This window comes from Halothiobacillus sp. DCM-1, from assembly GCF_045689735.1.
In the GTDB taxonomy this organism is placed as follows: domain Bacteria; phylum Pseudomonadota; class Gammaproteobacteria; order Halothiobacillales; family Halothiobacillaceae; genus Halothiobacillus.
This window is the reverse complement of the sequence record NZ_CP142685.1, coordinates 709,203-733,797: the sequence shown is the minus strand read 5'-3', so window position 1 is coordinate 733,797 and position 24,595 is coordinate 709,203. Positions and strand designations below refer to the sequence as shown.

General features: G+C 60.1%; 22 protein-coding genes, 2 tRNA genes and 2 pseudogenes. 5 read left to right on the top strand and 21 right to left on the bottom strand.

Annotated features, from left to right (window positions below; translation table 11 throughout):
- Positions 1 to 31 precede the first annotated feature (31 nt).
- Positions 32 to 343 carry a DUF3579 domain-containing protein gene (locus VOI35_RS03485; RefSeq protein ID WP_407276505.1) on the bottom strand — a complete coding sequence of 104 codons (312 nt, stop codon included), beginning with the start codon at positions 341 to 343 and terminating at the stop codon, positions 32 to 34.
- A gap of 154 nt (positions 344 to 497) precedes the next feature.
- Here VOI35_RS03485 and VOI35_RS03480 point away from each other — a divergent pair, with 154 nt between their 5' ends.
- Positions 498 to 1,028 carry an asparaginase domain-containing protein gene (locus VOI35_RS03480; RefSeq protein WP_407276504.1) on the top strand — a complete coding sequence of 177 codons (531 nt, stop codon included), beginning with the start codon at positions 498 to 500 and terminating at the stop codon, positions 1,026 to 1,028.
- A gap of 101 nt (positions 1,029 to 1,129) precedes the next feature.
- Here VOI35_RS03480 and soxB read toward each other — a convergent pair whose 3' ends face one another.
- The 10 genes from soxB to fabD form a co-directional block, all read right to left on the bottom strand.
- Entirely contained in the window at positions 1,130 to 2,935 is a 1,806-nt protein-coding gene (soxB, locus tag VOI35_RS03475; RefSeq protein WP_407276503.1) for a thiosulfohydrolase SoxB, read from the bottom strand.
- Between the two features lie 237 nt (positions 2,936 to 3,172).
- Positions 3,173 to 4,237 carry a DNA polymerase III subunit gene (locus tag VOI35_RS03470; protein ID WP_407276502.1) on the bottom strand — a complete coding sequence of 355 codons (1,065 nt, stop codon included), beginning with the start codon at positions 4,235 to 4,237 and terminating at the stop codon, positions 3,173 to 3,175.
- A 1-nt stretch (position 4,238) separates the two neighbouring features.
- Entirely contained in the window at positions 4,239 to 4,880 is a 642-nt protein-coding gene (tmk, locus tag VOI35_RS03465) for a dTMP kinase (protein WP_407276501.1), read from the bottom strand.
- Positions 4,877 to 5,956, bottom strand: a complete 1,080-nt coding sequence (gene mltG, locus VOI35_RS03460; protein ID WP_407276500.1) for an endolytic transglycosylase MltG — start codon at positions 5,954 to 5,956, stop codon at positions 4,877 to 4,879. Before mltG ends, tmk begins: the two co-directional genes overlap by 4 nt.
- Before the next feature lie 30 nt (positions 5,957 to 5,986).
- Positions 5,987 to 6,817 (bottom strand): aminotransferase class IV, encoded by an 831-nt coding sequence (locus VOI35_RS03455; RefSeq protein WP_407276499.1) that lies wholly within the window; start codon positions 6,815 to 6,817, stop codon positions 5,987 to 5,989.
- Entirely contained in the window at positions 6,814 to 8,199 is a 1,386-nt protein-coding gene (locus VOI35_RS03450; protein WP_407276498.1) for a chorismate-binding protein, read from the bottom strand. The genes VOI35_RS03455 and VOI35_RS03450 overlap by 4 nt, the downstream gene beginning before the upstream one ends.
- A gap of 3 nt (positions 8,200 to 8,202) precedes the next feature.
- Positions 8,203 to 9,444, bottom strand: coding sequence for a beta-ketoacyl-ACP synthase II (gene fabF, locus VOI35_RS03445; protein WP_407276497.1), 1,242 nt, complete (start codon positions 9,442 to 9,444; stop codon positions 8,203 to 8,205).
- A 130-nt stretch (positions 9,445 to 9,574) separates the two neighbouring features.
- Positions 9,575 to 9,814 carry an acyl carrier protein gene (gene acpP / locus VOI35_RS03440; protein WP_012824778.1) on the bottom strand — a complete coding sequence of 80 codons (240 nt, stop codon included), beginning with the start codon at positions 9,812 to 9,814 and terminating at the stop codon, positions 9,575 to 9,577.
- A gap of 178 nt (positions 9,815 to 9,992) precedes the next feature.
- Positions 9,993 to 10,748 (bottom strand): 3-oxoacyl-ACP reductase FabG, encoded by a 756-nt coding sequence (fabG, locus tag VOI35_RS03435; protein ID WP_407276496.1) that lies wholly within the window; start codon positions 10,746 to 10,748, stop codon positions 9,993 to 9,995.
- 46 nt (positions 10,749 to 10,794) lie between these two features.
- Entirely contained in the window at positions 10,795 to 11,712 is a 918-nt protein-coding gene (gene fabD, locus VOI35_RS03430) for an ACP S-malonyltransferase (protein WP_407276495.1), read from the bottom strand.
- A 121-nt stretch (positions 11,713 to 11,833) separates the two neighbouring features.
- On the opposite strand from fabD, the gene VOI35_RS03425 reads away from it, so the two are divergent.
- Positions 11,834 to 13,057, top strand: coding sequence for a glycosyltransferase (locus VOI35_RS03425; protein ID WP_407276494.1), 1,224 nt, complete (start codon positions 11,834 to 11,836; stop codon positions 13,055 to 13,057).
- Between the two features lie 163 nt (positions 13,058 to 13,220).
- Complete coding sequence (locus VOI35_RS03420; protein WP_407276493.1) at positions 13,221 to 15,023, top strand: DEAD/DEAH box helicase; 1,803 nt, start codon at positions 13,221 to 13,223, stop codon at positions 15,021 to 15,023.
- Between the two features lie 139 nt (positions 15,024 to 15,162).
- On the opposite strand, the gene purT is transcribed toward VOI35_RS03420, so the two are convergent.
- A complete protein-coding gene (gene purT / locus VOI35_RS03415) occupies positions 15,163 to 16,368 on the bottom strand; it encodes a formate-dependent phosphoribosylglycinamide formyltransferase (protein WP_407276492.1) in 1,206 nt (401 codons plus the stop codon).
- Between the two features lie 41 nt (positions 16,369 to 16,409).
- The gene (locus VOI35_RS03410) at positions 16,410 to 16,727 is read right to left on the bottom strand and encodes a DUF3301 domain-containing protein (protein ID WP_407276491.1); all 318 of its coding nucleotides are present in this window, start codon (positions 16,725 to 16,727) and stop codon (positions 16,410 to 16,412) included.
- A gap of 168 nt (positions 16,728 to 16,895) precedes the next feature.
- Between VOI35_RS03410 and VOI35_RS03405 the strand changes: the two genes are divergently transcribed.
- Positions 16,896 to 16,979 (top strand) — tRNA-Leu (locus tag VOI35_RS03405).
- A gap of 300 nt (positions 16,980 to 17,279) precedes the next feature.
- On the opposite strand, the pseudogene VOI35_RS03400 reads toward VOI35_RS03405, so the two are convergent.
- The 4 genes and pseudogenes from VOI35_RS03400 to VOI35_RS03385 form a co-directional block, all read right to left on the bottom strand.
- Positions 17,280 to 17,662, bottom strand: a pseudogene (locus VOI35_RS03400) (transposase); the annotation flags it as partial.
- A 259-nt stretch (positions 17,663 to 17,921) separates the two neighbouring features.
- On the bottom strand, positions 17,922 to 18,359 hold the full coding sequence (locus tag VOI35_RS03395; protein ID WP_407276490.1) for a hypothetical protein: 438 nt from the start codon (positions 18,357 to 18,359) through the stop codon (positions 17,922 to 17,924).
- Positions 18,360 to 18,580: 221 nt separating this feature from the next.
- Positions 18,581 to 18,826: pseudogene (locus VOI35_RS03390) on the bottom strand (integrase core domain-containing protein); the annotation flags it as partial.
- 476 nt (positions 18,827 to 19,302) lie between these two features.
- Positions 19,303 to 19,393: transfer RNA gene (locus VOI35_RS03385), tRNA-Ser, on the bottom strand.
- A 297-nt stretch (positions 19,394 to 19,690) separates the two neighbouring features.
- Between VOI35_RS03385 and VOI35_RS03380 the strand changes: the two genes are divergently transcribed.
- Positions 19,691 to 20,739, top strand: a protein-coding gene (locus VOI35_RS03380) for an IS3 family transposase (protein ID WP_407276489.1) whose coding sequence is annotated in 2 segments (ribosomal slippage) — positions 19,691 to 19,949 and positions 19,949 to 20,739 — 1,050 coding nt in all. Because the reading frame shifts where the segments join, the coding sequence is not laid out codon by codon here.
- Positions 20,740 to 20,913: 174 nt separating this feature from the next.
- Here VOI35_RS03380 and VOI35_RS03375 read toward each other — a convergent pair.
- Genes VOI35_RS03375 through lpxD form a run of 4 tightly spaced genes read right to left on the bottom strand, consistent with a single transcriptional unit; the run spans position 20,914 to position 24,581 of the window.
- Entirely contained in the window at positions 20,914 to 22,275 is a 1,362-nt protein-coding gene (locus VOI35_RS03375; RefSeq protein WP_407276488.1) for a class II fumarate hydratase, read from the bottom strand.
- A gap of 7 nt (positions 22,276 to 22,282) precedes the next feature.
- A complete protein-coding gene (gene lpxA, locus VOI35_RS03370; protein ID WP_407276487.1) occupies positions 22,283 to 23,050 on the bottom strand; it encodes an acyl-ACP--UDP-N-acetylglucosamine O-acyltransferase in 768 nt (255 codons plus the stop codon).
- Positions 23,047 to 23,487, bottom strand: coding sequence for a 3-hydroxyacyl-ACP dehydratase FabZ (gene fabZ / locus VOI35_RS03365; protein WP_407276784.1), 441 nt, complete (start codon positions 23,485 to 23,487; stop codon positions 23,047 to 23,049). Before fabZ ends, lpxA begins: the two co-directional genes overlap by 4 nt.
- 17 nt (positions 23,488 to 23,504) lie before the next feature.
- A complete protein-coding gene (gene lpxD / locus VOI35_RS03360) occupies positions 23,505 to 24,581 on the bottom strand; it encodes a UDP-3-O-(3-hydroxymyristoyl)glucosamine N-acyltransferase (protein ID WP_407276486.1) in 1,077 nt (358 codons plus the stop codon).
- Positions 24,582 to 24,595 lie beyond the last annotated feature (14 nt).

The window sequence follows — 24,595 nt, the reverse complement described above, 5'->3', positions numbered from 1 at the left end:
ATTCTCGTAAAGATCAGGGCGGGCGCCGGGTTCAGTCGGCCGCAGGCGCGTCACCAGAATATTCTTCCAGCCGGCCATCGTCATACTGCACATGCACCTTGAGGTGATTGCGTTCGGCAAACTGTAAGACCGAGTCAAACATCGCGGGGTTGATCGTTTTCAGCGAGGGCTCGATCGCCAGCACTTTCTGGCCATCCAGCACCGCCGGATGCAGACGCTCTGAAAACACCAAACGGTGGTGATCAAATGTCGCATCCCAACTCGCCAGACGATCGATCCAGTCGCTTGGCCGAAAACGGGCACCCGATTTAGTGACAGATTCAATAAGATAACGGTATGACATGCGTCGACTCACCCGCACAGTGGCTTAAGGCTTGGGTTGCATCCCCTGCAAAACATCAGGCGAACCACCAATTTAACGCGCATTCTAAAGGATTAGCCCTGCAAAAGCATACTGCAGGCATCGGACCTTCCAGACAAAACCTACGGAAAACTTCATGAAATCTTCCCATCCCAGCCTGCCGCTGGTTCTCATCAATACCGGCGGCACCTTCAATAAGCGCTACAACCCGCTCAATGGCGCACTGGAAATCCCGGCGGATAACCGCAGCGTGCTGGACTTGCTCCGCTCGGCACAGCCCAATCTGCGCGTGCATGCGGTCGGCTTGCTCCATAAGGACAGCCTAGATATCACCGAGGCCGACCGTGCCCAATTGGTCGAGGTCATCCGTACCCTGCCAGAAGCCTGGCGAAATGCCCCCATTGTGATCGTGCACGGCACCGACACGCTCGATCAAACGGCGCAGGCTCTGGAGGCGGCACAACTGAATCGCTTTGTCGTTCTGACCGGATCGATGCGACCCGTCGAGATCGACCCGATCGAACCGGCTATCCATCTCGGACTAGCGCTCGGCTTCATCGCGGCCAACCCACCGAACGGGGTATATGTGGCGATGCATGGCCTGGTCAAACCTCATCATCAAATGGTTAAAGATCGGGACATCGGGCAATTCAGACCGAAGGTTTGAACTCCGGCAGCGCGACGAAATCCTCCACGCAAAAAAAAAGCCCCCCGAAAAACGGGGGGCTTGTGACCGGTGCCGTCCCGCTCGGGACGGCCTCTGGCGCATCAGCAGTGGGTGGTGATACCCGGATTGCCTTTGACACCAATCAAACGCGGCTCGTTGACCTTGACCGGTTTGATGTGCTTTTGCTCACGCAGCCAGTGCTCAACCTGATCCCAAATCATCTTGCCGGTATCACCCGGAATTTCGCCCGGTTTTTGCACAGAAGCCCAACCGGCCACTTTGTATTTTTTCTTCGGATCAATCGGCTTGCCATTCAGCATCATGTCGCTGATACGCTTGCCTTTGTTTTCATTCGGCGCGCAGGCATAGGTCATGCCGCCGATCCGCATCATGTCACCGCCTTGCTGGTAGTACGGATCCTTGTTGAAGATGTTGTCGCACACATCTTCGCAGATGCCTTTGATCTGCTCGCCGGTGAACTCGTTGACCGTCACATTCGGGTAGGTCAAACCGACCTCGGTCATCATGTCGCCGTAGCGGATGGGCTCGCCCGGAATCAGGCTGGTACCCCAACGGACGCCCGGAGAGAAAGAAATCTCACAATCATTCTCTTCCATCAATGCCTGGCAAAGGAGCTGATCCCAGGAGCCGGTGAAGTTACCCCGACGATAGAGCAGGCTGTCGTTGGTGGCGACCACTTCATCCAGTTTTTTGCGGGCATTGAAGGTTTTGCCCTGGAAGGTGACATCTTGGTTGTGCATCTTCTCGATGAGCGCGGCCATTTCTTTATCCGGCTCGATGAAGTCAGCAAACACGGGCAGCAGGTGGTATTTGAAATCCTGCAGTTTGCCGTTTTTGAAGTCCATATCGAGCACGCCGAGGAACTTGCTGTTCGAGCCGGCGTTGGTGACGATGGTTTTGCCACCGGCATTCTTGACGATGGTCGGATACGGCACGGCATCGTGGGTGTGACCGCCCATGATCGCGTCGATCCCGGTGACCTGAGAGGCCATCTTGAGATCCACATCCATGCCGTTGTGTGACAGCACGACAACGCACTCGGCCCCTTCTTTGCGGGCTTTGTGCACGACATCCTGCATGTCGTCCGGGTTGATCCCGAAAGTCCAGCCTTCGACCATCCAACGCGGGTTGGCGATCGGGGTGTAGGGGAACGCCTGACCGATGACCGCGACTTTCACCCCGTTCATTTCACGGATGATGTACGGCTTGAACACGCGGTCTTCGAAGTCTTCGCTGCGGATGTTTTGCGCCACGAAGGTCAGCGGGCCGGCGGCTTCAAGTTCTTTGATGCCTTGCAGCATGCGGTCTTTGCCGTAGGTTGCTTCCCAGTGCGAGGTGAACACATCGACGCCGAACAGCTTCATCGCATCGATCTGACATTGCGCGTTGGTCCACAGGGCGAGACCCGTGCCTTGCCAGTTATCGCCCCCGTCGAGCACCAGCGCGCCCGGACGCTGTGCTTTCATGTGTTTGACGAGCGTCAGCAGATGCGCGTAACCGCCCACCTTGCCGAATTTTTTTGCCGCTTCAACATAGTTGAGGCAGGTAAACGCATGCGCTTCCGGGGTGTTGGGCTTCAGGCCGAAATGCTTGAGGAACGCTTCACCCACGATGTGCGGGGGCTGGCCTTCTTGGGCGCCAATACCCAGGTTGATCGAGGGCTCGCGGAAATAGACCGGCTCAAGCTGGGAGTGGATGTCTGTGTAATGCAGGATATGCACATTACCGAATTTCGGCACTTCGTACATGTTGCCGGAGGCACGGTTCACTTTGACGCCCCGCGCTACCGTTTGCATCCCGGTGCCCGCTTGGGCCGTTTCAAGGCTGATGCCGGCGGCAGTCGCCGCAGCCAGCATTTGCAGGAATTCCCGACGAGATAAATTCATTCGTTGATCTCCGTTATTGGATTTTCATGTCCAGCCCCGAGGCGAACTGCCTGTGAGCGAACCGCTGTTGAGTTCACGGTGTTCATTTCCGCGATTTACGGCAACGCGAGATTTAACCACAGCCAGCAAAAGTAGAACAACAAACTTATTTATGCGCGCAAAAGCAAAATAAGCGTTTATTAATACATTTCTGCCGGAACTAATCGCGAATTTTTCTATCCCGCTGCTCCGACTGACTCAGTCGATCTGCTCGGGTAAATCTTGGCGGATCAAGTCGAGCGCCAACCGTTCCAGCGCCAGCTCTTCGTTCAAGGGATGTGTGGCCGTTTGGGCAAATGCCATCAGGATTCGATACCGTTTTTGCGCATCCAAGGCCGATTCCTGCGCCGCCAGACGACGCAAGAGCGGCAGCAAGGCGGGCGGTGCGTCGCTCGGCAAACCGACTCGAAGTTGTGCACTGGCAGTCCACAGCCGCAGCAACCATTGCGCCAGGACAGGCCGCGGGACGGTTTGCCAGCGTTGCACGACCAGCGGGAGTTTCTCGGGCGCCTGCCAGAGCATCAGCCAAGCTTCCGCGATTCCCTGCCAATCCCAGTCGGGCACTTGCCCGTCCAGCAAACCGGAATCCCCGAGAAAAATCAGGAGCGCAGCTTCGTCCGCCGATATGCCCCGCTGTTCGACGAGCCAGTGTTGCCGTGTCGCGGCCGAGGGAACGGAGGGCGCGAAACGCTGTACCCGAGAACGAATGGTGGCCGGCAGGCGTTCCGCACTGGTTGCCGTCAGCAGAAACACGCTACCGACCGGGGGTTCTTCCAGCAGTTTAAGCAAGCTGTTGGCCGCACTTCGGCTCATCTGTTCCGCCTGTTCGATCAGAGCCACGCGCAAGGCGCCTTGCCGTGTCATGGCAAAGGCGTCGATGAGCCCACGAATGTCATCAACCCCAATCTCCTTGCCCGCCTCGGCTTTCACCCACAGCAAATCCGGATGACTCCCGGCCAACCGCCACTGGCAGGCGGAACAAACGCCACAGGCGCGCTCGTTACCGGGCGTATGAATCGGTTGCAGGCACAGCAGCCAGTCGGCGAAATGCCGTGCCAATTCGACCACCCCCTGTCCCGGCGCACCCAATAACAGCAGGCCATGCGGCAGGCGGTCTTGTTGCTGCAATCGCATTAACCGCTGCCAGACCGGCGCCAGCCAGGGCACGGTGGGCACCGAAAACGGCGCAGGCGGCCAGAGCGGGGTGAGCGTCTCAACCGGCTCCTCGGCACGACGGCGGCTTGCAGCACGACTCACGGCCATCTCAGCCCCCTTGTCCGAAACGGGCGGCCAATGCCTGCTCAATCGCCGCCCGCACGGTGGGCAGGGGGGCGGCGGCATCGATCACCGCAACCCGTGGATGGCGCTCGGCAATCGCCAGGAATCCCGCGCGCACCCGCTCAAAAAACGCCGCGCGCTCTTGTTCGAAGCGATCCTGCTGCGCCGCCCCCCGACGCGCCGCCGCCCGCACCATGCCGGTGGCTACGGGCAGATCGAGCAGCAAAGTCATATCCGGGCTTCGCCCCTGCTCCACAGTCTGCGCCAGGGTTTCGATCAGCCCCGCATCGAGGCCGCGCCCGGCGCCTTGGTAAGCGCGCGAGGAATCGGTGAACCGATCACACACCACGGCTTCATCCCTAGCCAGCGCGGGCAAAATCCGGTAGTGCATATGCTGGGCGCGCGCGGCAAACATCAACAGCAGTTCGGCTTCCGGCGCAATCGGCTCATCCCCGGCCGTCAAGACGAGCTGCCGAATCGATTCGGCAACCGGCGTACCGCCCGGCTCTCGGGTTTGCACGACGGTTTTGCCGCGCGCCGTCAGCCAGTCCACGACGCAGGCGGCTGCGGTGGTTTTACCCGCACCTTCAATGCCTTCGAGTGTAATGAACCAACCCCGCGGGCTCATGGTGTCTCGCCTCCGTTCGCTGGCTGGCTTCGTTGCTGCTCGCGTTGGCGCCAGCGGGCAACGGCTTGATTATGCTCACTCAAGGTCTGGGAAAAAGTGTGCCCGCCCGAACCGTTCGCCACAAAATAGAGATCATCCGTCACCGCCGGATGGGTCGCCGCGATCAGCGCCGCCGCCGAGGGCAGAGCGATCGGCGTCGGCGGCAGGCCATAGCGGGTGTAGGTGTTGTAGGGCGTATCGGTCTTCAGTTCGCGGGTCGTCAGGCTCTTCGGCGCCGTGGTTTGATCCACGCGCCCCGCGCTCCCCTGCGCCACGCCGTACATCACCGCCGGATCGGTTTGCAGGCGCATGTGCTGCCGCAGCCGGTTGATGAACACCCCGGCGATCTCGTCCCGCTCGGCAGGAATCCCGGTTTCTTTCTCGATGATCGACGCCAGAATCAATGCCTGATAGGGGTTTTCCAGCGGCAGGTTCGCCGCCCGATTCGCCCAGGCCGCATCCAGATGCTGCCGCATCGCCCGATAGGCTTCGCGCAGAATATGCCGATCCGTCGTCCCGCGCGTGAAGACATAGGTATCCGGGAACAACCAGCCCTCCAGATGCTCGATGGGCAAACCCAGCGCCCGAAGGATCTCTGCATGGGATTTGCCCGCCAGCGTATGGTCAATGGCTGGCTCTGCGGCGAGTGCATTGAGAAAATCCTGCGCGGTTTCCCCTTCGGGAATCGTGAGCCGATAACGCACCACATCCCCAGCAACCAGGCGATCCAGAAAACTCAACAGATGATCGGCCGAGGAAAGCTGATATTCCCCGGCCTGAATCGACCGCGCCTGCCCGCGCAGTCGTGCCGCCAGCGCGAACAGATCGGGATCGATGCGCGCCCCCGCGCGATCCGCGAGTTCGGCAATACGCCGGGCATCGGCGCCCTTGGGGATATCGATGGTGATCGGCGCCTGACCGGGCGGCAGCAAGGGCAAGGTGATGCCCTGCCGCAGCCAGTCAAACCCGACCGTCAATCCCGCCAGCAGCCCCAGCACGCCCAGCCAGAGGACGATCACGGCGACCACTCGCTTCATACGGTTTTGTCCTTCATGGATGCCCCTCGTTCATCGGTCGGTTTCGCTCTGCCACACGGTCAACCAATCTTCCGCCGTGGCCGCGCCCAAGTCTTGCCAGGCCGCCTGCAAGGCACGCGCGGGCGCTGCGTCCAAGCGCCGCGTGCCGAAGCGAATCACGGGCTCGACGCCGCGCACCGCATTGGTCATCACCAGAGCCGTAGCGAGCGCCAGCCGCCCCACACTGACCGGCGCAGGAATCACACCCAGCCGTCGGATCAACTGCGCCCGCACGGTGCCGGCAATCGCATCGCCCGCGAGCGCTGGGGTGAACCAGCGCCCATCCTCGAACCAGCAGAAATTGCTTTGTGAGCCGCCATGCACCAAGCCCTGCGTATCGTACACCAGCACCTCATCGACACCGACCGGCCAGCGGGCACGCATCCAAACCTGCGGCAGACGGTTCAAGTGCTTCAGGCCACGCCAAGGTGCCTCACCAACACCCCCGGGCTGTGCCAGCGGCACGACGCTCAAGCCCTCGGGGCGCGCAGCGGGCATGGGCGACCGTTGGATGCCGAGCCGAGGCGTGACCAGCGCGGGCCGGGCATAGCCGCGATCCCCGCTGCCCGCAGTCCACAGAATTTTGAGTACGCCCGCAGCCGGCAGGCCGGGCTGGGCAGCTCCCCATGCCATACAGGCCGCCTGCAATTCATCGAGCGTGGGCGCGGGCAATCCCAGCACCGCGCAACCGGTTTGCAGGCGGGCATGATGCGCCGCCAGTGCCCAGGGAGCCCCATTGACCCAGCGCAGGGTTTCGAACAGCCCATCACCGTAGGCCAGCCCCCGATCGGTCAACGGCACACCGAGTTCTCGCCCGTTCATCGACCCGCACTCAGAGCCAGCAGCAAGCCGCGCGCTTTTTCTTCGGTTTCCACCCGCTCTCGCACCGGGTCGCTATCCGCGACGATACCGGCACCGGTGCGAAATTCCCCCCGCCCATCCGCAGCCAAAAAAACTGTGCGAATCAGAATATTACTATCCATTTGCCCATCGAGACTGAGGTAGCCGAGGCTGCCGGTATAAGGCCCCCGGCCAGTGTCCTCGAGCTCTGCCAGAATCTCCATGCAGCGCACCTTCGGGCAGCCGGTAATGGTTCCTCCGGGAAACACCGCAGCCAAGACATCCAGCACCGTGCGCCCCGCCGCCAGCCGCCCCGTGACATTCGAGACGAGGTGATGCACATGCGCGAAGGATTCAACCACCATCAACTCATCGACCACCACCGAGCCTGGCTGGCACACCCGCCCCAAATCGTTGCGCGCCAGATCGATCAACATGATGTGCTCGGCACGCTCTTTGGGATGCGCCCGCAGTTCGGCCACCAAGGCGGCATCTTCGGTTGCATCGGCCACCCGGCGGCGCGTACCGGCAATCGGTCGAACCGACACCGCGCCCGCCTGATGATTCACCAGGCGCTCCGGGGAAGAGCTGAGAATTTCCCCCTCCGGCAGCCGGTACCAGGCGGCGAACGGGGCGGGATTCTGGCGCGCAAGCGCGGTGAAAATGCGGGCACCCGCATCCGGCTCCGGTGCCCGGAAGCGCCAGGCGCGCGACAGATTCGCCTGGAAAACATCCCCTGCGAACAGATACGCCTTCACGCGGGCAACCCCGGCCTCGAAGGCGTCGGGCGCGTCTACCATCAACCCTTCGATACGCACCGACCCGGCTTCAGACAGAGGCCGTGGCAAAGGCTTAAGCGGCGTCACGGTAGCCCGCAGCGCCGCCGCAATCTCAGGATGCGCGCCATCCTGAACCAGCCAGGCACACTCGGCCTGATGGTCATACACAATCGCGGCGGGGTGGTATTGCGCCACGGCCAGCGGGAATCCCGCCGCCTCACCGGATTCGAAGGCCGGCAGGCGCAGACTGGGTTCAATCTGCGCACCGAGTTCATACCCCAGATAAAAACTCCAGCCCCCCACGAAGGGCAAACTGGCCGCCGACGCCACCGGGGCAGCCTGGATCGCGTCTGCCCAATCGGCCAAAAAATTCCGACCGGGCAGCGCACGACACTCCCGCACAGCGCGGGAAAACAGAATCGACCAGCGGGCATTGGCCGCGCCACTCGTCCCCGCGTGACCGCGCGCCAAGCTGGCATACAAATGCGCAAACAGATCAGGATAGGCGGCCAGCAGCTCGGGCAAATCGCGCGCCACGACCCCCGGCAGGGGCTCGATCACCGGCGTGACGACAGCGCCGGTCACGGGTTACACCCGCCGGAAAATCAGCGTGCCGTTGGTTCCGCCAAAGCCAAAGGAATTCGACATCACCACCTCCAGCCCCTTGACCGGGCGCGCCGTATGCGGCACGAAATCGAGATCGCAGTCGTCGGAGGGTTGATCGAGATTGATCGTCGGCGGCAAGACCTGATCCCGCAGCGCCAGGAGCGAGAACACCGCCTCGATGCCCCCCGCCGCACCGAGCAGATGCCCGGTCATCGACTTGGTGGAACTCACCGGGCAACGGGCGGCGTGGGCACCGAATGCCGCCTTGAGTGCGGCAACTTCCGCCGCATCCCCGGCTGGAGTGGAAGTGCCATGGGCATTGACATAGCCGATCTTTTCCGCCGGAATGGCCGCATCCGCCAAGGCCGCCAGCATGCAGCGCCGCGCGCCATCCCCATCCGCAGAAGGCGCGGTCATGTGGTAGGCATCGGCACTCATGCCAAAGCCGATCAACTCGCCGTAAATCCGGGCACCGCGCGCCTGCGCATGCTCGAACGATTCCAGCACGATCACCCCCGCCCCTTCGCCCAGCACGAAACCATCGCGGTCTTTGTCCCAGGGACGGGAGGCATGCGCCGGATCCTCATTGCGGGTTGACAACGCCCGAGCCGCCGCGAACCCCGCCACGCCCAAAGGCGATACCGCGCCTTCGGCGCCGCCCGCGACCATCACATCGGCATCGCCATAGGCAATCAGCCGCGCGGCCTGGCCGATGCTGTGCGTGCCCGCCGCGCAAGCCGTGACCGTCGCGAGATTCGGCCCTCGAAAACCATAGCGAATCGACAATTGACCCGAGACCATATTGATGATGGCGGCGGGGACGAAAAACGGCGATACGCGGCGCGCGCCCTGATGTTCCAGCGTCGTCGTATTGCGCTCGATGCCCTCGAGCCCCCCGATGCCGGAACCGATCAGCGTCCCCACCCGATCCAGATTCAGCCCGTCGCTCATCAGCCCGGCATCCTCGATCGCCTCGATCGCCGCCGCCAGACCGTAATGAATGAACGGCTCCATTTTCTTGATTTCTTTCACGGGCAAAAACTGCGCCGGATCGAACCCCTGCAACATGGCCGCAAACTGGACCGGCATGGCCGAAACATCAAACCGATCAATCGACCGAACCCCGGATCGACCGGCCAGAATACCCGCCCAAGTCTGCTCCACCGTATTACCCAGCGGCGTGACCGCACCCAATCCGGTGACTACGACGCGTCGTTTACTCATGGCAAGCATCCCTTTTTGTTTTCATGCAAGTTTATTCATAAAAAAACCGCGCTCAGCCAGGCAAAGCGCGGTCTTTGGAATCGATCAGACACACAGTGCGCCCAGGCAGCCAAGCTGCCCAAGCAAGCCATCAGGCATCTTTGTGGGCGTTGATGTAGTCGATTGCCAACTGAACCGTGGTGATTTTCTCCGCTTCTTCATCGGGGATTTCACACTCAAACTCTTCTTCCAGGGCCATGACCAGCTCGACGGTGTCTAGCGAGTCGGCACCGAGGTCATCAACGAATGAAGCCTCATTGGTGACTTCTTCTTCCTTAACGCCCAACTGCTCAACAACGATCTTTTTCACGCGCTCGTCAACGGTGCTCATACGATTTTCAACCTCGAGTTAAAACAAACCGATTCAGGGGCACTTGCCCGAGATGGGCGCATTCTAGTGAAAAGCCCCTCAATCCGCAAAATGAAAATCAACGGTAAACATCCGTGATTTGCTCATAAAATGCGCCAACAAATCAACACAACTATTTGATTAAAAATAAATTAACCCATCAAGCCATGTACATCCCACCGTTGACATGCAAGGTGTGACCCGTCACATATCCGGCCGCTTCGCTCGCCAAAAAACGCACGCAGGCGGCCACTTCCACCGCATTTCCGAGCCGACCCGCCGGAACGCTGGCCAACAATGCGGTCTTGTGCGCCTCGGGCAAATCGCGGGTCATGTCGGTGTCGATGAATCCCGGTGCCACGACATTCACCGTGATATTGCGGGCGCCCACTTCGCGCGCCAACGACTTGGAAAACCCCATCAAACCGGCCTTGGCCGCCGCATAGTTGGTTTGCCCGGCATTCCCCATCGAACCCACCACCGAGGCAATGGAGATAATGCGTCCCCAGCGCGCCTTGGTCATCGGCCGCAGCACTTTCTGGCTCAGGCGATACACGGAGGTGAGGTTGGTATTGAGGATGGCATCCCAATCCTCGTCCTTCATCCGCATCAACAAGGTGTCTCGCGTAATGCCCGCGTTGTTGACCAGAATATTGACCGCAGCAAAGCGCGTTTCAATCGCTTCAATCACGCTATCCACCGCGGCGGCATCGGTCACATCCAGCCGCATCCCGGCGCCCCCCTGCGGCGCAAGCCGTGCGTCGATCGCGGCGGCGCCCGCCTCTGAGGTGGCCGTGCCAATCACCACCGCACCGGCGGCCGCGAGCTGATCGGCAATCGCCGCACCAATCCCCCGGGAGGCACCGGTCACCAAGGCAACCTTGCCTTTCAAATCAAACAGTTGTTCTGAGTTCATACATATTCTCACTTAAGCTGAAAATTCAGGCAGTCCTGGCTCTGGCTTACATGGCCGCTGTCAAGCTGGCCTCATCCCAGACCGGAAGGCTCGTGATGTTTTTATCGATCCGTTTGGCTAATCCACTAAGCACTTTGCCCGGACCGAATTCCAATTGACGGAGCGCACCGCGCGCGGCCAGCGCCTCGACACAGGCCACCCATTGCACCGGACGATGGAGTTGCTCAACCAAGGCATGACGGATCGCCACCGCATCATCATGCGTTTTGGCATCGACATTGTGCAGCACCGGCACTACCGGCGGAACCAGCGGCACCGTGGCCAGGGCATCGGCCAATCGCGCCGCCGCCTCGCGCATCAGGCTCGAATGGGACGGCACACTCACCGGCAACAGCACAAAGCGCTTGGCGCCGGCGGCCTTTGCCAAGGGCTCCGCCCGCGCCACCGCAGCCGCATCCCCGGCCACCACGACCTGTCCGGGGGAGTTGAAATTCACCGCCTCACACACTTCCCCCTCGGCGGCCTCGGCACACACGCCGAGCACGGCTTCATCGCTCAAGCCCAGCACCGCCGCCATGGCACCCGCACCGGGGGCGACGGCAGCCTGCATCAGTCGCCCGCGTTCTGCCACCAACGCGACGGCATCGGCAAACGCCAGACTTTCCGCCGCCACCAAGGCCGCATATTCGCCCAGACTGTGCCCGGCCATCGCCACCGGCATCCGGCCACCCGCCGCGCGATAGCAGCGCCAGGCCGCAATATCCGCCGCCAGCATCGCCGGCTGGGTGATTTCCGTGCGCCCCAGTTCTTCCGCGCTGCCTTCGGCCACCAGCGCCCAGAGGTCGTAGCCCAGCACCGCGCTGGCCTCGGCAAACACCGCGCTCGCCAACGCCTCCTGTGCGCCCCAACCACTGGCCATGCCGGGCGATTGTGAGCCCTGCCCCGGAAATACCCCTGCAATCATGCCGTTACTGCCTCTTTGACTCAAAAAATTGCGCGCCATGCTATCACAGGCCGAGGATCACGAAGTTGTCACACGAATCCGACAGGCTACAGCGAATTTTTCACTGCAATAGGACGCCTTCGTGCATATCTTGATGATTTCTGATGTGTATTTCCCACGCATCAATGGCGTTTCCACTTCGATCCACAGCTTCCGCAGCGAACTCATCCGGGCGGGACACCGGGTAACGCTGATCTGCCCCGAATACCCCGAGGCACACAGCCTCGCCCGGGCACAAGACCATCAGGACGATGAAGACATCCTGCGGATTCCGGCGCGCACCGTCCTGCTCGACCCAGAAGACCGGATGATGCGTTTCGGCGTCATCACCGGGCTGATCCCGATTCTGAAGGCGCGCGCAATCGACCTCGTACACATTCACACCCCGTTCGTGGCGCACTATGCGGGCATCCGACTCGCCCGCAGCCTCGGAATCCCCGTGGTGGAGAGCTACCACACCTTCTTCGAAGAGTATCTCTATAACTACATCCGCTGGCTGCCCCGTAACGGGCTACGTTTTGCCGCCCGGTATTTCTCCCGCAGCCAGTGCAATGCCGTCGATGCTCTGATCGCCCCCTCAAGCCCCATGCGGCATGCGCTGAATCGTTATGGGGTGACGACCGAGATGTATACCATTCCCACCGGGCTGAATCTTGACGCCTTTCTCACCCCGCCGACCCACGATTTTCGCGCCAGACTCGGGCTGAGTGCCGAACAACCGCTGCTGCTCTATGTCGGCCGCGTCGCGCTGGAAAAAAACATCGGCTTTCTGCTGGACATGCTGCCGCTGGTACGCGCCGCCCATCCCAGCGCGGTGCTGGTCATCGCCGGCGAGGGGCCGGCCGAATCGCCGCTGCGTGCCCAGGTCGCCGAACGGCAGCTGGATGACGCCGTGCGGTTCGTCGGCTATATGCGCCGCGATGGTGAGCTGCAAGACGCCTATCGCGCGGCGGATCTGTTCGTTTTCGCCTCGCGCACGGAAACCCAAGGGCTGGTGCTGCTCGAAGCGCTCGCACTCGGCACGCCCGTCGTTGCTCTCGGCATCATGGGCACGCGGGATGTACTCGACGAAACCGGCGGCTGCCGCATCCCCGCAGACAACCCGACCGCGTTCAGCCAGGCTGTCAACACTCTGCTCGATGATCCCGCCTTACGCGCGCAGTTGAGCCATGAAGCCACCGCTTACGCTGCCCGCTGGACTGCCGCCGAAAAAACCCGCGCGCTGCTCGCGTGTTACGCGCAAATCCGCGCCGTCAACACCACCGAACCGCAGACCGCCCCGCAGAAAAACCAGACAAACGGCTGATCCTCCGGTATGATGCCGGGCTTATCACTTTCCTGAGCCCGACTCGCGCGTTGCCAGACATTCGCCCGCGCCCTCGTCGTGCTTTTTCTTTTTGCGCGCAGCCCCTCCGAAATGGTTTAGAGGAAGCACCCCGCGCAAAGCCTGCCCGAGAGCTGTACGCACCATGTCTGATGACCGCACGATGTTATTTTCCGATTTTCCACTCGCCGCACCGATTCTGCGCGCCGTGGAAGAACTCGGCTACGAAACCCCCTCCCCCATTCAGGCCAAAAGCCTGCCCGCGCTACTTGAAGGGCGGGATGTGCTCGGCATGGCGCAAACCGGCACCGGCAAAACCGCTGCCTTCGCCCTGCCCCTGCTTTCGCGTATCGAGATCGACCGGCGCGGCGGGCCGCAAATGCTGGTGCTCGCGCCCACGCGGGAGCTCGCCATCCAGGTGGCCGAAGCCATGCAGGCCTATGCGCGCCATCTGCCGGATTTCCATGTGCTGCCCATCTACGGCGGCCAGTCGATGGAGCCCCAACTGCGCGGCTTGAAGCGCGGGGTTCATGTCGTCGTCGGGACCCCCGGCCGGATTCAGGATCACCTCAAGCGCGGCACGCTCAAACTCGACCAGATTCGCTCCGTGGTGCTGGATGAAGCCGACGAAATGCTGCGCATGGGGTTTATCGACGATGTCGATGAAATTCTCGGCCGCACCCCGGCCAACCGTCAGGTCGCCCTGTTCTCGGCCACCATGCCGGATCAGATTCGCCGCATCGCCCAGCGCCATCTGCGCAATCCGGTGGAAATTGCCATCCAGTCCAGCACCTCGACCGTCAAGGCGATCAACCAGCGCTACTGGGCGGTGAGTGGCATGCACAAACTCGACGCCCTGACCCGGATCCTGGAAGTCGAAGATTTCGATGCCGCCATTATTTTCGTGCGCACCAAGGTGGCCACCACCGAACTCGCGGAAAAACTCGAAGCACGGGGCTATGCCGCCTCGGCACTGAATGGCGACATGAATCAGGCCATGCGGGAAAAGGCGATCGACCGCCTAAAACGCGGCACACTCGATATCGTCATCGCCACCGATGTCGCGGCGCGCGGGATCGATGTGCCACGCATCACCCATGTCATCAACTACGACATTCCGCTGGATACCGAATCCTATGTGCACCGGATTGGCCGTACGGGCCGGGCCGGGCGTTCTGGCGAGGCGATTCTGTTCGTGGCACCGCGCGAACGGCGCATGCTCACCGCCATCGAGCGCGCCACCGGCCAACCGATCACGCCGATGCGGCTGCCGAGCCAGAGCGATATTGCCGACAAGCGCACCGCAGCCTTCAAAGACCAGATCTCCGAGGCGATGGAATCACAAGACCTCGCCTTCTTCGAAACGCTGATCGAGGAATATCAGGCCGAGCATGATCTCGGCCTGGCGGAAATCGCCGCCGCACTGGCCTTCCTCGCACAAAAAGACCGTCCACTGCTGCCGGCTGATGCGCCGGAAACCCCGCAACTCGGCTTTGAAGATCGCCGCGACGGCCGAGATGGCGGTCGGGATCATGGGCGAGACGCCAACCGTGAGCCCCGCCGACCGCGCGGCGGCGAAGACATCGCCCGCGTGAAATACCGCATCGAAATCGGCCATGCGCACGGTGTTCAGCCGAAAAATATCGTCGGCGCACTCGCCAATGAGGCGGGCATTGAAAGCCGCTACATCGGTGCCATCCGCATCTTTGATGACCACAGCACCGTCGATCTGCCCGAAGGCATGCCCGCCGATGTCTTCCAGCAACTCAAGCGGCTGCATGTCCTGGGCGTACCGCTGGACATCAGCGAAGCCGGACCCGGCGGTCATGACGATGATCGGGGCAACCGTCGCCCGCCCGCAGGCAACCGCCGGTTTGCAGGTCGAAGCGGCCAAGATCACGGACATCATGCGGGCAGCGGCAAACCCCGTCGCAAGCCGCGCGGCTGAGTTTTATCGAACTGCGCAGGTTAACAGGATGATGAAAAAGGGCTGAAAGGCCCTTTTTCAATATCTGGTGCCATCGTTCTCATCACTGCGCGTTACGATTGATCCCTTCCGGACACCCGTTTTTTCCTATCGCAGACGATCACTCCGCCCAACGGATGGCAGCCGCCACCCGTCGCGCCTTGTCGCGCGCCTCGGTCACCGAATCGCCCAACGCCAGCGCCACCCCCATGCGCCGCTTGCCGGCAATCGCGGGTTTGCCGAACCAGCGCACTTGCGTATCCGGCTCCGTCAACGCTGCCGCCAAACCAGTCATCACCGGCTGCTCGGTTTGTCCTTCCATCAGCAAGGCCACCGAAGCCGCAGGACCGCGCGATCGAATATTCGGAATGGGCAGCCCCAGCAAGGCGCGCACATGCAAGGCAAACTCGGATAAATCCTGCCCGATCAAGGTCACCAAACCCGTATCGTGCGGACGCGGCGAGACTTCGCTGAACCAAACCTCATCGCCGCGCACGAACAGTTCCACCCCGAACAGGCCATAGCCGCCCAATGCCTCCACCACCTGCCGCGCCATCGCCTCTGCCCGCGCCTGCGCCACCGCACTCATCGGCTGCGGCTGCCAGCTTTCGCGGTAATCTCCGTCAATCTGCACATGACCAATCGGCGCGCAGAGACTCACCCCGTCCCGGTGGCGCACCGTGAGCAGGGTAATCTCGTAATCAAACTCGATCAGGGATTCGACAATCACCCGCCCGCCCCCGGCACGCCCGCCCTGCTGGGCATAATCCCAAGCGGCATCAATCATTTCGACCTGCCGGATCACCGATTGACCCTTACCGGACGAGCTCATGACGGGCTTGACCACGCAAGGCAACCCAATTGCCTGCACCGCCTCGGCAAACGCCGCCGGCGAATCGGCGAAACGATAAGCGCTGGTCGGCAGCCCCAGCGTTTCGGCTGCCAATCGGCGAATTCCTTCCCGGTTCATTGTCAGATGCGCGGCCCGCGCCGTCGGCACCACCGTCCAGCCCTCACCCTCCAGTTCCAGCAAAGTCGCCGTCGCAATCGCCTCGATTTCCGGCACGATCACCGTAGGCCGCTCAGCCGCCACCAAGGCGCGAATCGCCGAACCATCAAGCATATCGACCACATGCGCGCGATGCGCTACCTGCATGGCTGGCGCGCTCGCATAACGATCCACCGCAATCACTTCGACGCCCAGCCGTTGTGCCTCGATAGCCACCTCCTTGCCCAATTCTCCACTGCCCAGCAGCATCAACCGCACCGCCTGCGGCTGCCCCGGCGCCCCCAGATACCTCGCCCGCTCCGCCAGTGATTGACTCATCACACCCCCAACCTCGTTACGCCCAATCTCGTTATACCCAGTCACGACAGCACCACCGGCACAGCAAAATCCAGATCGACCGCCGACACCCGTTGCCCCAAAAACATCACACGACCGGCGAAGCGTTCACCCCCCGTCGCAGTCACCTCAAAACCATAAATGCGCTCCACCCGCCAAGTTCCAGACACGCGCCGCAGCCGCCAACGGATCAACTCAACCGAATCATCCAGCAACCGAGCGCCCGCGCGCGCCGCCCCTTCACGCGCCAAACCAAACGCCCGGCGACGAAACGCATCTTGCTGCCACCAAACATAGGCGATCAAAGCCAAGATAAACAAAATCAGAATGTTACCGATCATCCGCGCGACTGATACCGAGTTTCCATCCGGCGATCATACGCCATCGCTCTTCAGCAAATGCCAAAACGCACAGAACGCCCGAAAAACCCCCAAGAAACACACCATGAAACACAACAAGAAAAACGGTTGCCACCCAGCCAGAAAGCGGGTAAATTGCGCACCCTTAAAGCCTGGGTGGCGGAATTGGTAGACGCAGCGGATTCAAAATCCGCCGGTAGTGATATCGTGTCGGTTCGAGTCCGACCCTAGGCAAAATTTTCATTTTTCAGGAAATTCCACCTCCTGATAAAACACCCTGAAACCCGCATTCTGGCGGGTTTTTTCTTGGGCTCTGCTGAAGCTGTTTAATCGCTCTCCCCTTACCTGATTGCGCCTGCTGTGAGAAAAATTACGCATATCACTACGCACGGGATGGCTCGTGCGTAATTCGTTTGAGGCGGCGATGGCGAGTATCAGGAAGCACGGGGATCGGTGGCGGGCGGAGGTGTTTGTCAATGGCAAGCGCCGCTCGCGGGTGTGTGACACGAAGCGTCAGGCGCAGTTCGGTATACCGTCCGGCCTCGGTACATAGCGCAAGGCCGAGGCACTCATGCCGACGACCCGCAGGGCACGCCGTTCACTCATGCCGCAGTGTTGCATGAACCGCACCACCGCCCGGCGCGCCGGTGCGGTCACCACTTTTTTCGAAGGACTTCCTTCGTCACTTCGTTCTCCAGTAGTGCTTCGGCCAGCAGCTTCTTCAGCCGAGCGTTTTCCGACTCCAGCGCCTTGAGCCGTTTCGCGTCAGATACCTCCATGCCGCCAAACTTACTGCGCCAGAGGTAGTAACTGGCCTCCGAAAAGCCATGCTGCCGACACAACTCCTTGACCGGGATACCGGCGTCCGCCTCCTGCAAAAATCCAATGATCTGTTCTTCACTGTAGCGTTTCTTCATGTCCAATCTCCTCGCTTCACGGGATTGGACTCTAAATGCCAGTGCTACTCAAATTCGGGGTAACGTCGCCAGTTCGATGTGATTTCGAGATCAGTTGCTCTGGAAGAATCAGACTCGCCTTGACGGGCGGAATCGACTATATCCTTCACATAACGATATCCATCAGCGTAGTTGCCAGACTGGATCAGTGAATTTAGATGTGCCTGCTGAGCTGAAGAAATTGGTGTCATTTAGAAAAAGCCTCGTTATCCATAAGAACTTAAAAAATTTTTTTGTCGATTTCGTGAATGTGCTTGACGAGCACGTCGCGTGTTATTAGATCGGCACTAAACACATAATCAATCTCAAATTCACTCACATTTTTTCTATAAACCCTGTGCGCATGCATAAGGCTTTGAATATGACCATAGTCCCCATCAAAGGCCACGAACAAACCCGCCCAAGAACCGGGTAGATGCTCTTTCCCTGGCGGTTGTCGTTCGGGAACCCACAAAATACCCTCGGTATCGAGTTGCTTGGTGTCGATGTGCGGAAAGTTTTCAGCAATTTCGCGCGTCAAGCGAAACCTAGTTTCTCTTGAAACAACTGCTCTAATCGAAATAGGCGTGGAGATACTTGACACCTTTATGTCGAACCTGAAGGTTGTTAATCGCCCTTGTTTTTCAACGCGAGGCTTTTCAGTGTTCGATGCACTCATGACCGGCCTCATTAAGAATAAAGAAACAGTGGAACCAAAAAAATAATGAAAATCGCAATAAACATGCGAGATATATTGGCTGAACCAATATTCTTCATACATCCTCCTTCACCAAACTCACATGCATAGCCTGCTGCCCCATACTCACCACCTCATCCACTTGTAATCCCTTGAGCACCTGGTGAACCGCCCCGACTTTCGTGGAGGCCGTTGAGTTTAAGTCAAGCTGCCACCGCGTCCTGGTTGGCGAGGTGGCGGTAGTAGTTTGCCTCAGCTTCTGCCGGAGGGATATAGCCTATCGGTTCAAGGAGTCGTTGGTGGTTGAACCAGTGCACCCATTCCAGCGTCGCCAGTTCGAGGGATTCCCGCGTTTTCCACATCCCGCGCCTATGGATCAGCTCCGCCTTATACAGCCCATTGATCGTCCCGGCTAGGGCGTTGTCGTAGCTGTCCCCCTTGCTGCCCACACGGAGGCGTATTCGCCACGGTGCTCCTGCACTATGCGCACCGCGCGTTCGCGTACTTCGGGGGAATATTTGTTGGTCTTGGATTGCTTCATCATGGCTCCATTCTCTTGGAAAAAGGAGCCTCCTCAAAATGCGGGGCGGTTCACAACATTCGATGACGGAAATTCCGGATGCGAGTGTCGAGCTTGCGCGCTTGCCGGCGGCAGCGTAGAAATTACTCAACCTGCCGGAGACGAATTTACACCAGCTTGACGGACGCTACCGCGTGGATGCCCTGGGGCATTGAAATACATCTCGGCTCACCAAGGGTGGCGGCTCTGATCTGGGATGTTTTTTCGTTGAAAGAAAACAGAAGAAGCCAGACGATCAAGTCACCGCACTTTCCTACCAAACATCAAAGTGTGGGCATTAGTGTGGGCACGGCAATCATGTTTGTTTGCAATTTGCTTTAGAATCAAACAAATATGCATGAAAAATGGCGGAGCGAGAGGGATTCGAACCCTCGATACGGGGTTACCGTATACACACTTTCCAGGCGTGCTCCTTCAACCACTCGGACACCGCTCCTGAATGTTTTACAAAAAGCGCAAAGGAACGCCAGCAAAACAGGCGCGCAATTTAGCAGAATCAATGGATGCGGGCAAGGCTAGGGGGTGGGGCTGCGCGATAAAGTCGCACAGCGACCCTGAGCTTGAACGGTTAAAACTCCTCTGTCTCCCAATGCCCGTGAACCGCCCCGCATTTTGAGGAGGCTCCTTTTTCCAAGAGATATGGAGCCATGATGAAGCAATCCAAGCGACGTTACCCCGAATTTGAGTAGCACTGGCATTTAGAGTCCAATCCCGTGAAGCGAGGAGATTGGACATGAAGAAACGCTACAGTGAAGAACAGATCATTGGATTTTTGCAGGAGGCGGACGCCGGTGTCCCGGTCAAGGAGTTGTGTCGGCAGCATGGCTTTTCGGAGGCCAGTTACTACCTCTGGCGCAGTAAGTTTGGCGGCATGGAGGTATCTGACGCGAAACGGCTCAAGGCGCTGGAGTCGGAAAACGCTCGGCTGAAGAAGCTGCTGGCCGAAGCACTACTGGAGAACGAAGTGACGAAGGAAGTCCTTCGAAAAAAGTGGTGACCGCACCGGCGCGCCGGGCGGTGGTGCGGTTCATGCGACAGAGCGGCATGAGTGAACGGCGTGCCCTGTGGGTTGTCGGCATGAGTGCCTCGGCCTTGCGATATGTACGGAGGCCGGACGGTAATACCGAACTGCGCCAGCAGATCGTGGAGATGGCGCAGCGGTATCGCCGCTATGGCGCGCCCATGATCTACCTCAAGCTGCGTCAAGCCGGACAGCGGGTCAATCACAAGCGCGTGGAGCGCCTATACGCCCAGGAGAATCTGCAGGTGCGCCGACGCCGACGCAAGAAAATCCCGCCGGCGGATCGGCAACCGCTGATCCGACCGGGTGCGGCCAATGAGATCTGGTCGATGGACTTTGTCTTCGACCGTATCGCCTCGGGTCGTGCGCTCAAGTGCCTGGCGATTGTCGATGATGCCACGCACGAGGCGGTGGCCGTGATCCCGGCACATGCGATCGGTGGCGAGCACTTGGTGCGGTTGCTGGACGAGGTCTGTGCGCTCCGCGGCAGGCCATCAATCATCCGAACGGACAATGGCAAAGAATTTACCGGCCGAGCCATGCAGACCTGGGCACATCGCCACGGCATCGCCCTGCGCCTAATCGAACCGGGCAAGCCTGGACATACGCTTGCCACGGCCGCAAGGTCGAAAAGGCCGTTGTGTTGCGTAAAAACGGAGTGCGCATCCTACTCATTCATGAGAGCGATTTTCACACAGATGTTTCCGATGCGGGCTAACACCGCGCTCCAAGAGACGCGCCGCAAGCGGCACTTCCTCTGAGCTTCGACACTGGGGTGCGTCGAAAAAATATTACGGGTAAGTTCGAGAACAAGTAACAGCGGGCCTGCGCCAGCTTCACGTTAACGAGCACGCGACACAGTTATCGAACTGCGCAGTAGGTTTTTCGAGGTGCCTTTATTAGTCTTGCCGCAAGGCAATTGACTCGGATCTCGCTCAGGTCAAATGAGCGGGATTGAGCAGACGCTCCAGTGTCGTCTCATCCAGATCCGTCATTTCCCGGGCGATTTCTTTCACGCTCCGCCGCTCGGCATAAGCGCGTTTGGCAATTTTCGCCCCAAGTTCATAGCCGATCACGGGATTCAATGCCGTCACTAAAATCGGGTTTTTATCCAGCGCCGCCGCAAGATTTGCCTGATTGACCCGGAAACCGGCCAGCGCTTTGTCCGCCAATAATCGCAAGGCTTGACTGAGCAGGGTGATGGATTGCAGCAGGTTATTGGCGATCAAGGGCAGCGCGACATTGAGTTCAAACAATCCGGACTGCCCGGCGAGTGCAATCGCCGTATCCAGCCCCTGTACCTGCATCGCGACCATCGCAACCGACTCGGGCACCACGGGATTCACTTTGCCTGGCATGATCGAACTGCCGGGCTGTAGATCCGGCAGGCTGATTTCTGACAGCCCAGCAAGCGGGCCGGAGTTCATCAGCCGCAAATCGTTGGTCAGCTTCATCAGCACCACGGCCAGGCCGCGCAGCGCCGCCGAGAGTGCGACCGGTTCGTCTTGCGCAGCCATGCCGACCGATGGCAGGGGCATGGCGCGATAACTGCCCGAGTCACCATTCAGTGCTTGCAGGAAGGCGTCGACAAATCCGGCCGGTGCATTGATGCCCGTACCAACGGCGGTTCCGCCTTGCGGCAGCGCCCGCATCCGGTCGGTCGCCTGGGCAATGCTCAAGGCCGCACCCGTCAGTTGCGCCTCATAGGTCAGCAGTACCTGATCGAACCGGATCGGCATCGCATCCATCAAATGCGTCCGCCCTGTCTTGGTCACCGTCGCCAGTTCCGCCGCGCGCACGCGCAGTACGGCACGGATGTGATCCATCGCCGGGATGAGTGCCCCCGTCACCGCTTCGACCGCCGCCACCCGCAATGCGGTGGGAATCACATCATTCGAGCTCTGGCTCATATTGACATGATCGTTGGGATGCACCGTAACGCCGCGCTGCGCCGCCAGTCGAGCGATGACCTCGTTGGCATTCATATTCGTACTGGTGCCCGAGCCCGTTTGATACACATCAATCGGGAACGCATCCAAATGCGCGCCGTGCTGAATCTCGGCTGCCGCCGCCGTGATCGCCGAACAAGCCTCGGCGGACAGCAACCCGAGCGCCTGATTCGCCTGGGCACAGGCCGCTTTGACCCGTGCCAATGCCTGGATGAATAACGGCGGTAACGGTTGGCCGCTCACGGGGAAATTTTCGATGGCGCGCTGGGTTTGCGCTCCCCACAAGGCATCCGCCGGTAAAACGACGGTGCCGAGGCTATCGTGTTCGATGCGGGTTTGTGCTGTCATCCTCAACTCACCGGATAATGCCGCGCGGACTTTGTCGAATAAATTCGATCAATTGTTGCAAGGCCGGATCGTGTTCCGCGAGCTGTTCAAATTCTGCCCAGACCATCTCATCCCCTTGTTTTTTCACCAATTGGCGGAAACAGCGGTTCAGCAGTGTGATGGTTTCGGAAGAAAACTGGCGACGGCGCAAGCCTTCTTTATTCAAGCCAACCGCGCGCGCGCGCGCGCCATCAGCCATCACGAAGGGCGGCACATCCTTGGAGACTTTGCTAAAACCCCCAATAAAAGCATGCGCGCCGATGCGGCAGAATTGATGCGCGACGGCAAAGCCACCGAAAATGGCGTAATCGCCCACCGTGACATGTCCGGCAAGCGATGCGGCATTCGCCAGAATGACATGATCCCCCAACTGACAATCGTGAGCGACATGCGCGTAGGCCATCAACAGCCCATCCGAGCCGATCCGTGTCACTGCGCCACCGCCCTCGGTTCCCCGATGAATGGTGACGAACTCCCGAATCTGATTCCGATCCCCGATCTCAACGCGGGAATGTTCGCCGTGGAATTTCAAGTCCTGCGGCACCTCGCCGATCACCGCATGCGAAAAAATGTGGTTATCGCGCCCAATCCGACAAGGGCCTTTGATCACCACATGGCTATCAATCTGCGTCCCGGCGCCGATTTCGACCGCGCCTTCAATGACGACGAAGGCACCAACCGTCACATTGGGATCAATCTTTGCCTCTGATCCAATGAGGGCCGTTGGATGAATCACGCAGCCACATCCTTAGCCACGCACTTGATCAGCGCCTTGGCCGCCAACTCGTCCCCGACATGCGCTTCACACTGGAAAATTCCCATGCCGCGCACCAGGCGTTTGAGCTCGACCCGAATGATCAGTTGATCGCCCGGCTCCACCATCCGACGAAAACTCACTTCATCCAAACCAACCAGCATGTAGAGGGAATCTGGATTCGGCACCACCCCTTGACTCCGAAAGGCCAGAACGCCCGTCGCCTGAGCCATGGCCTCGGTGATCAGCACCCCCGGCATGACCGGCCGAACCGGAAAATGCCCCTGGAAAAAGGGTTCATTCATGGTGACATTCTTGATTGCCACCAAATAATCATTGGCAACCCAGTCCAATACCCGGTCAATCAACAGAAACGGATAACGATGGGGCAGAAGATTCATGATCTCCTGAATTGGAATACCTTGGGGGGCAGTAGTCACGGAGCCTCCGGAACATCAGAGTAAAGAGAGTCCGCAAGGCGCGCTTCAAGCGCGGCCAGCCGCTGCGCCATGCGGTCGAGTTGTTTAAACCGCGCGGCATTCTTGTGCCAACGCTCGTTGGTATCCAGCGGGGTACCAGCGGAATAGATTCCCGCCTGGTGGATCGATCGGGTCACCATGGACATCCCCGTCACATGAACACCATCAGCCAGGCTGAGATGCCCTGCCAGACCGACCCCGCCACCCAGGGTGCAATGGCGCCCGACGATGCTCGAGCCAGCCAGGCCGGCGCAACCGGCAATCGCCGAATGGGCGCCGATCTCGACATTGTGGGCAATCTGCACCAGGTTATCGATTTTGACGCCATCAGCGATCAAGGTGTCATCCAACGCCCCTCGATCAATCGTGGTATTCGCGCCGATATCCACATCATCGCCAATCCGCACCCGACCGAGCTGGGGAACACGCTGCCAGCGACCGGACTCGTTGACCAGGCCAAAGCCATCGCTCCCAATGACAACGCCCGGCTGAACCAGACACCGCGCGCCCAGCGAGCAATCCTCCAGCACGGTGACTCGGGCGATCAGCTCGGTCTGTGCCCCAATTTCTACCCGCTCGCCCAAAACCGACCCTGCCCCGATGACAGCCCTCTCGCCAATCACACAATCGGCACCGATGATGGCATAAGCCCCCACCGTGACCTGCTCGCCCAATTGTGCGGAGGGATGAATTCGGGCACTCGGGTCAATCCCGGGTGGCGTACGGGCTGCGGGCGGATACATCCACTGAGCAGCCAAGACAAAGGCCGATTGAGGCTTTTCTACAATGAGACGGGCGGTATCCGCGGGCAGGCGATCGGCGTCTTCTGCCCGACAGAGCACGGCACCCGCACGGGTATTCTCGGGTTGAATGCCGCGCCGCGCACCGGAAAAAAACGACAGGTCGGTAGAAGTCGCCGAGCGAAGGGACGCAACGCCCAAAAGTATCCGCTCGGCGCAGCCGCCAGCCACGACAGCGCCCAGACGCTCAGCCAGGGCAGCCACCGTGAGGGGAAACGACGCAGGACGCGGCATGTGTCCAGTCCCTC

Coding starts and splice junctions, on each gene's coding strand:
- VOI35_RS03375 (WP_407276488.1), bottom strand. CDS start 22,275: ATGACAGCACAAACCCGCATCGAACACGATAGCCTCGGCACCGTCGTT.
- lpxD (WP_407276486.1), bottom strand. CDS start 24,581: ATGCCGCGTCCTGCGTCGTTTCCCCTCACGGTGGCTGCCCTGGCTGAG.
- VOI35_RS03420 (WP_407276493.1), top strand. CDS start 13,221: ATGTCTGATGACCGCACGATGTTATTTTCCGATTTTCCACTCGCCGCA.
- fabG (WP_407276496.1), bottom strand. CDS start 10,748: ATGAACTCAGAACAACTGTTTGATTTGAAAGGCAAGGTTGCCTTGGTG.
- VOI35_RS03395 (WP_407276490.1), bottom strand. CDS start 18,359: ATGAGTGCATCGAACACTGAAAAGCCTCGCGTTGAAAAACAAGGGCGA.
- VOI35_RS03410 (WP_407276491.1), bottom strand. CDS start 16,727: ATGATCGGTAACATTCTGATTTTGTTTATCTTGGCTTTGATCGCCTAT.
- VOI35_RS03455 (WP_407276499.1), bottom strand. CDS start 6,817: ATGAACGGGCGAGAACTCGGTGTGCCGTTGACCGATCGGGGGCTGGCC.
- VOI35_RS03470 (WP_407276502.1), bottom strand. CDS start 4,237: ATGGCCGTGAGTCGTGCTGCAAGCCGCCGTCGTGCCGAGGAGCCGGTT.
- fabD (WP_407276495.1), bottom strand. CDS start 11,712: ATGATTGCAGGGGTATTTCCGGGGCAGGGCTCACAATCGCCCGGCATG.
- soxB (WP_407276503.1), bottom strand. CDS start 2,935: ATGAATTTATCTCGTCGGGAATTCCTGCAAATGCTGGCTGCGGCGACT.
- VOI35_RS03480 (WP_407276504.1), top strand. CDS start 498: ATGAAATCTTCCCATCCCAGCCTGCCGCTGGTTCTCATCAATACCGGC.
- mltG (WP_407276500.1), bottom strand. CDS start 5,956: ATGAAGCGAGTGGTCGCCGTGATCGTCCTCTGGCTGGGCGTGCTGGGG.
- tmk (WP_407276501.1), bottom strand. CDS start 4,880: ATGAGCCCGCGGGGTTGGTTCATTACACTCGAAGGCATTGAAGGTGCG.
- fabF (WP_407276497.1), bottom strand. CDS start 9,444: ATGAGTAAACGACGCGTCGTAGTCACCGGATTGGGTGCGGTCACGCCG.
- purT (WP_407276492.1), bottom strand. CDS start 16,368: ATGAGTCAATCACTGGCGGAGCGGGCGAGGTATCTGGGGGCGCCGGGG.
- acpP (WP_012824778.1), bottom strand. CDS start 9,814: ATGAGCACCGTTGACGAGCGCGTGAAAAAGATCGTTGTTGAGCAGTTG.
- VOI35_RS03485 (WP_407276505.1), bottom strand. CDS start 343: ATGTCATACCGTTATCTTATTGAATCTGTCACTAAATCGGGTGCCCGT.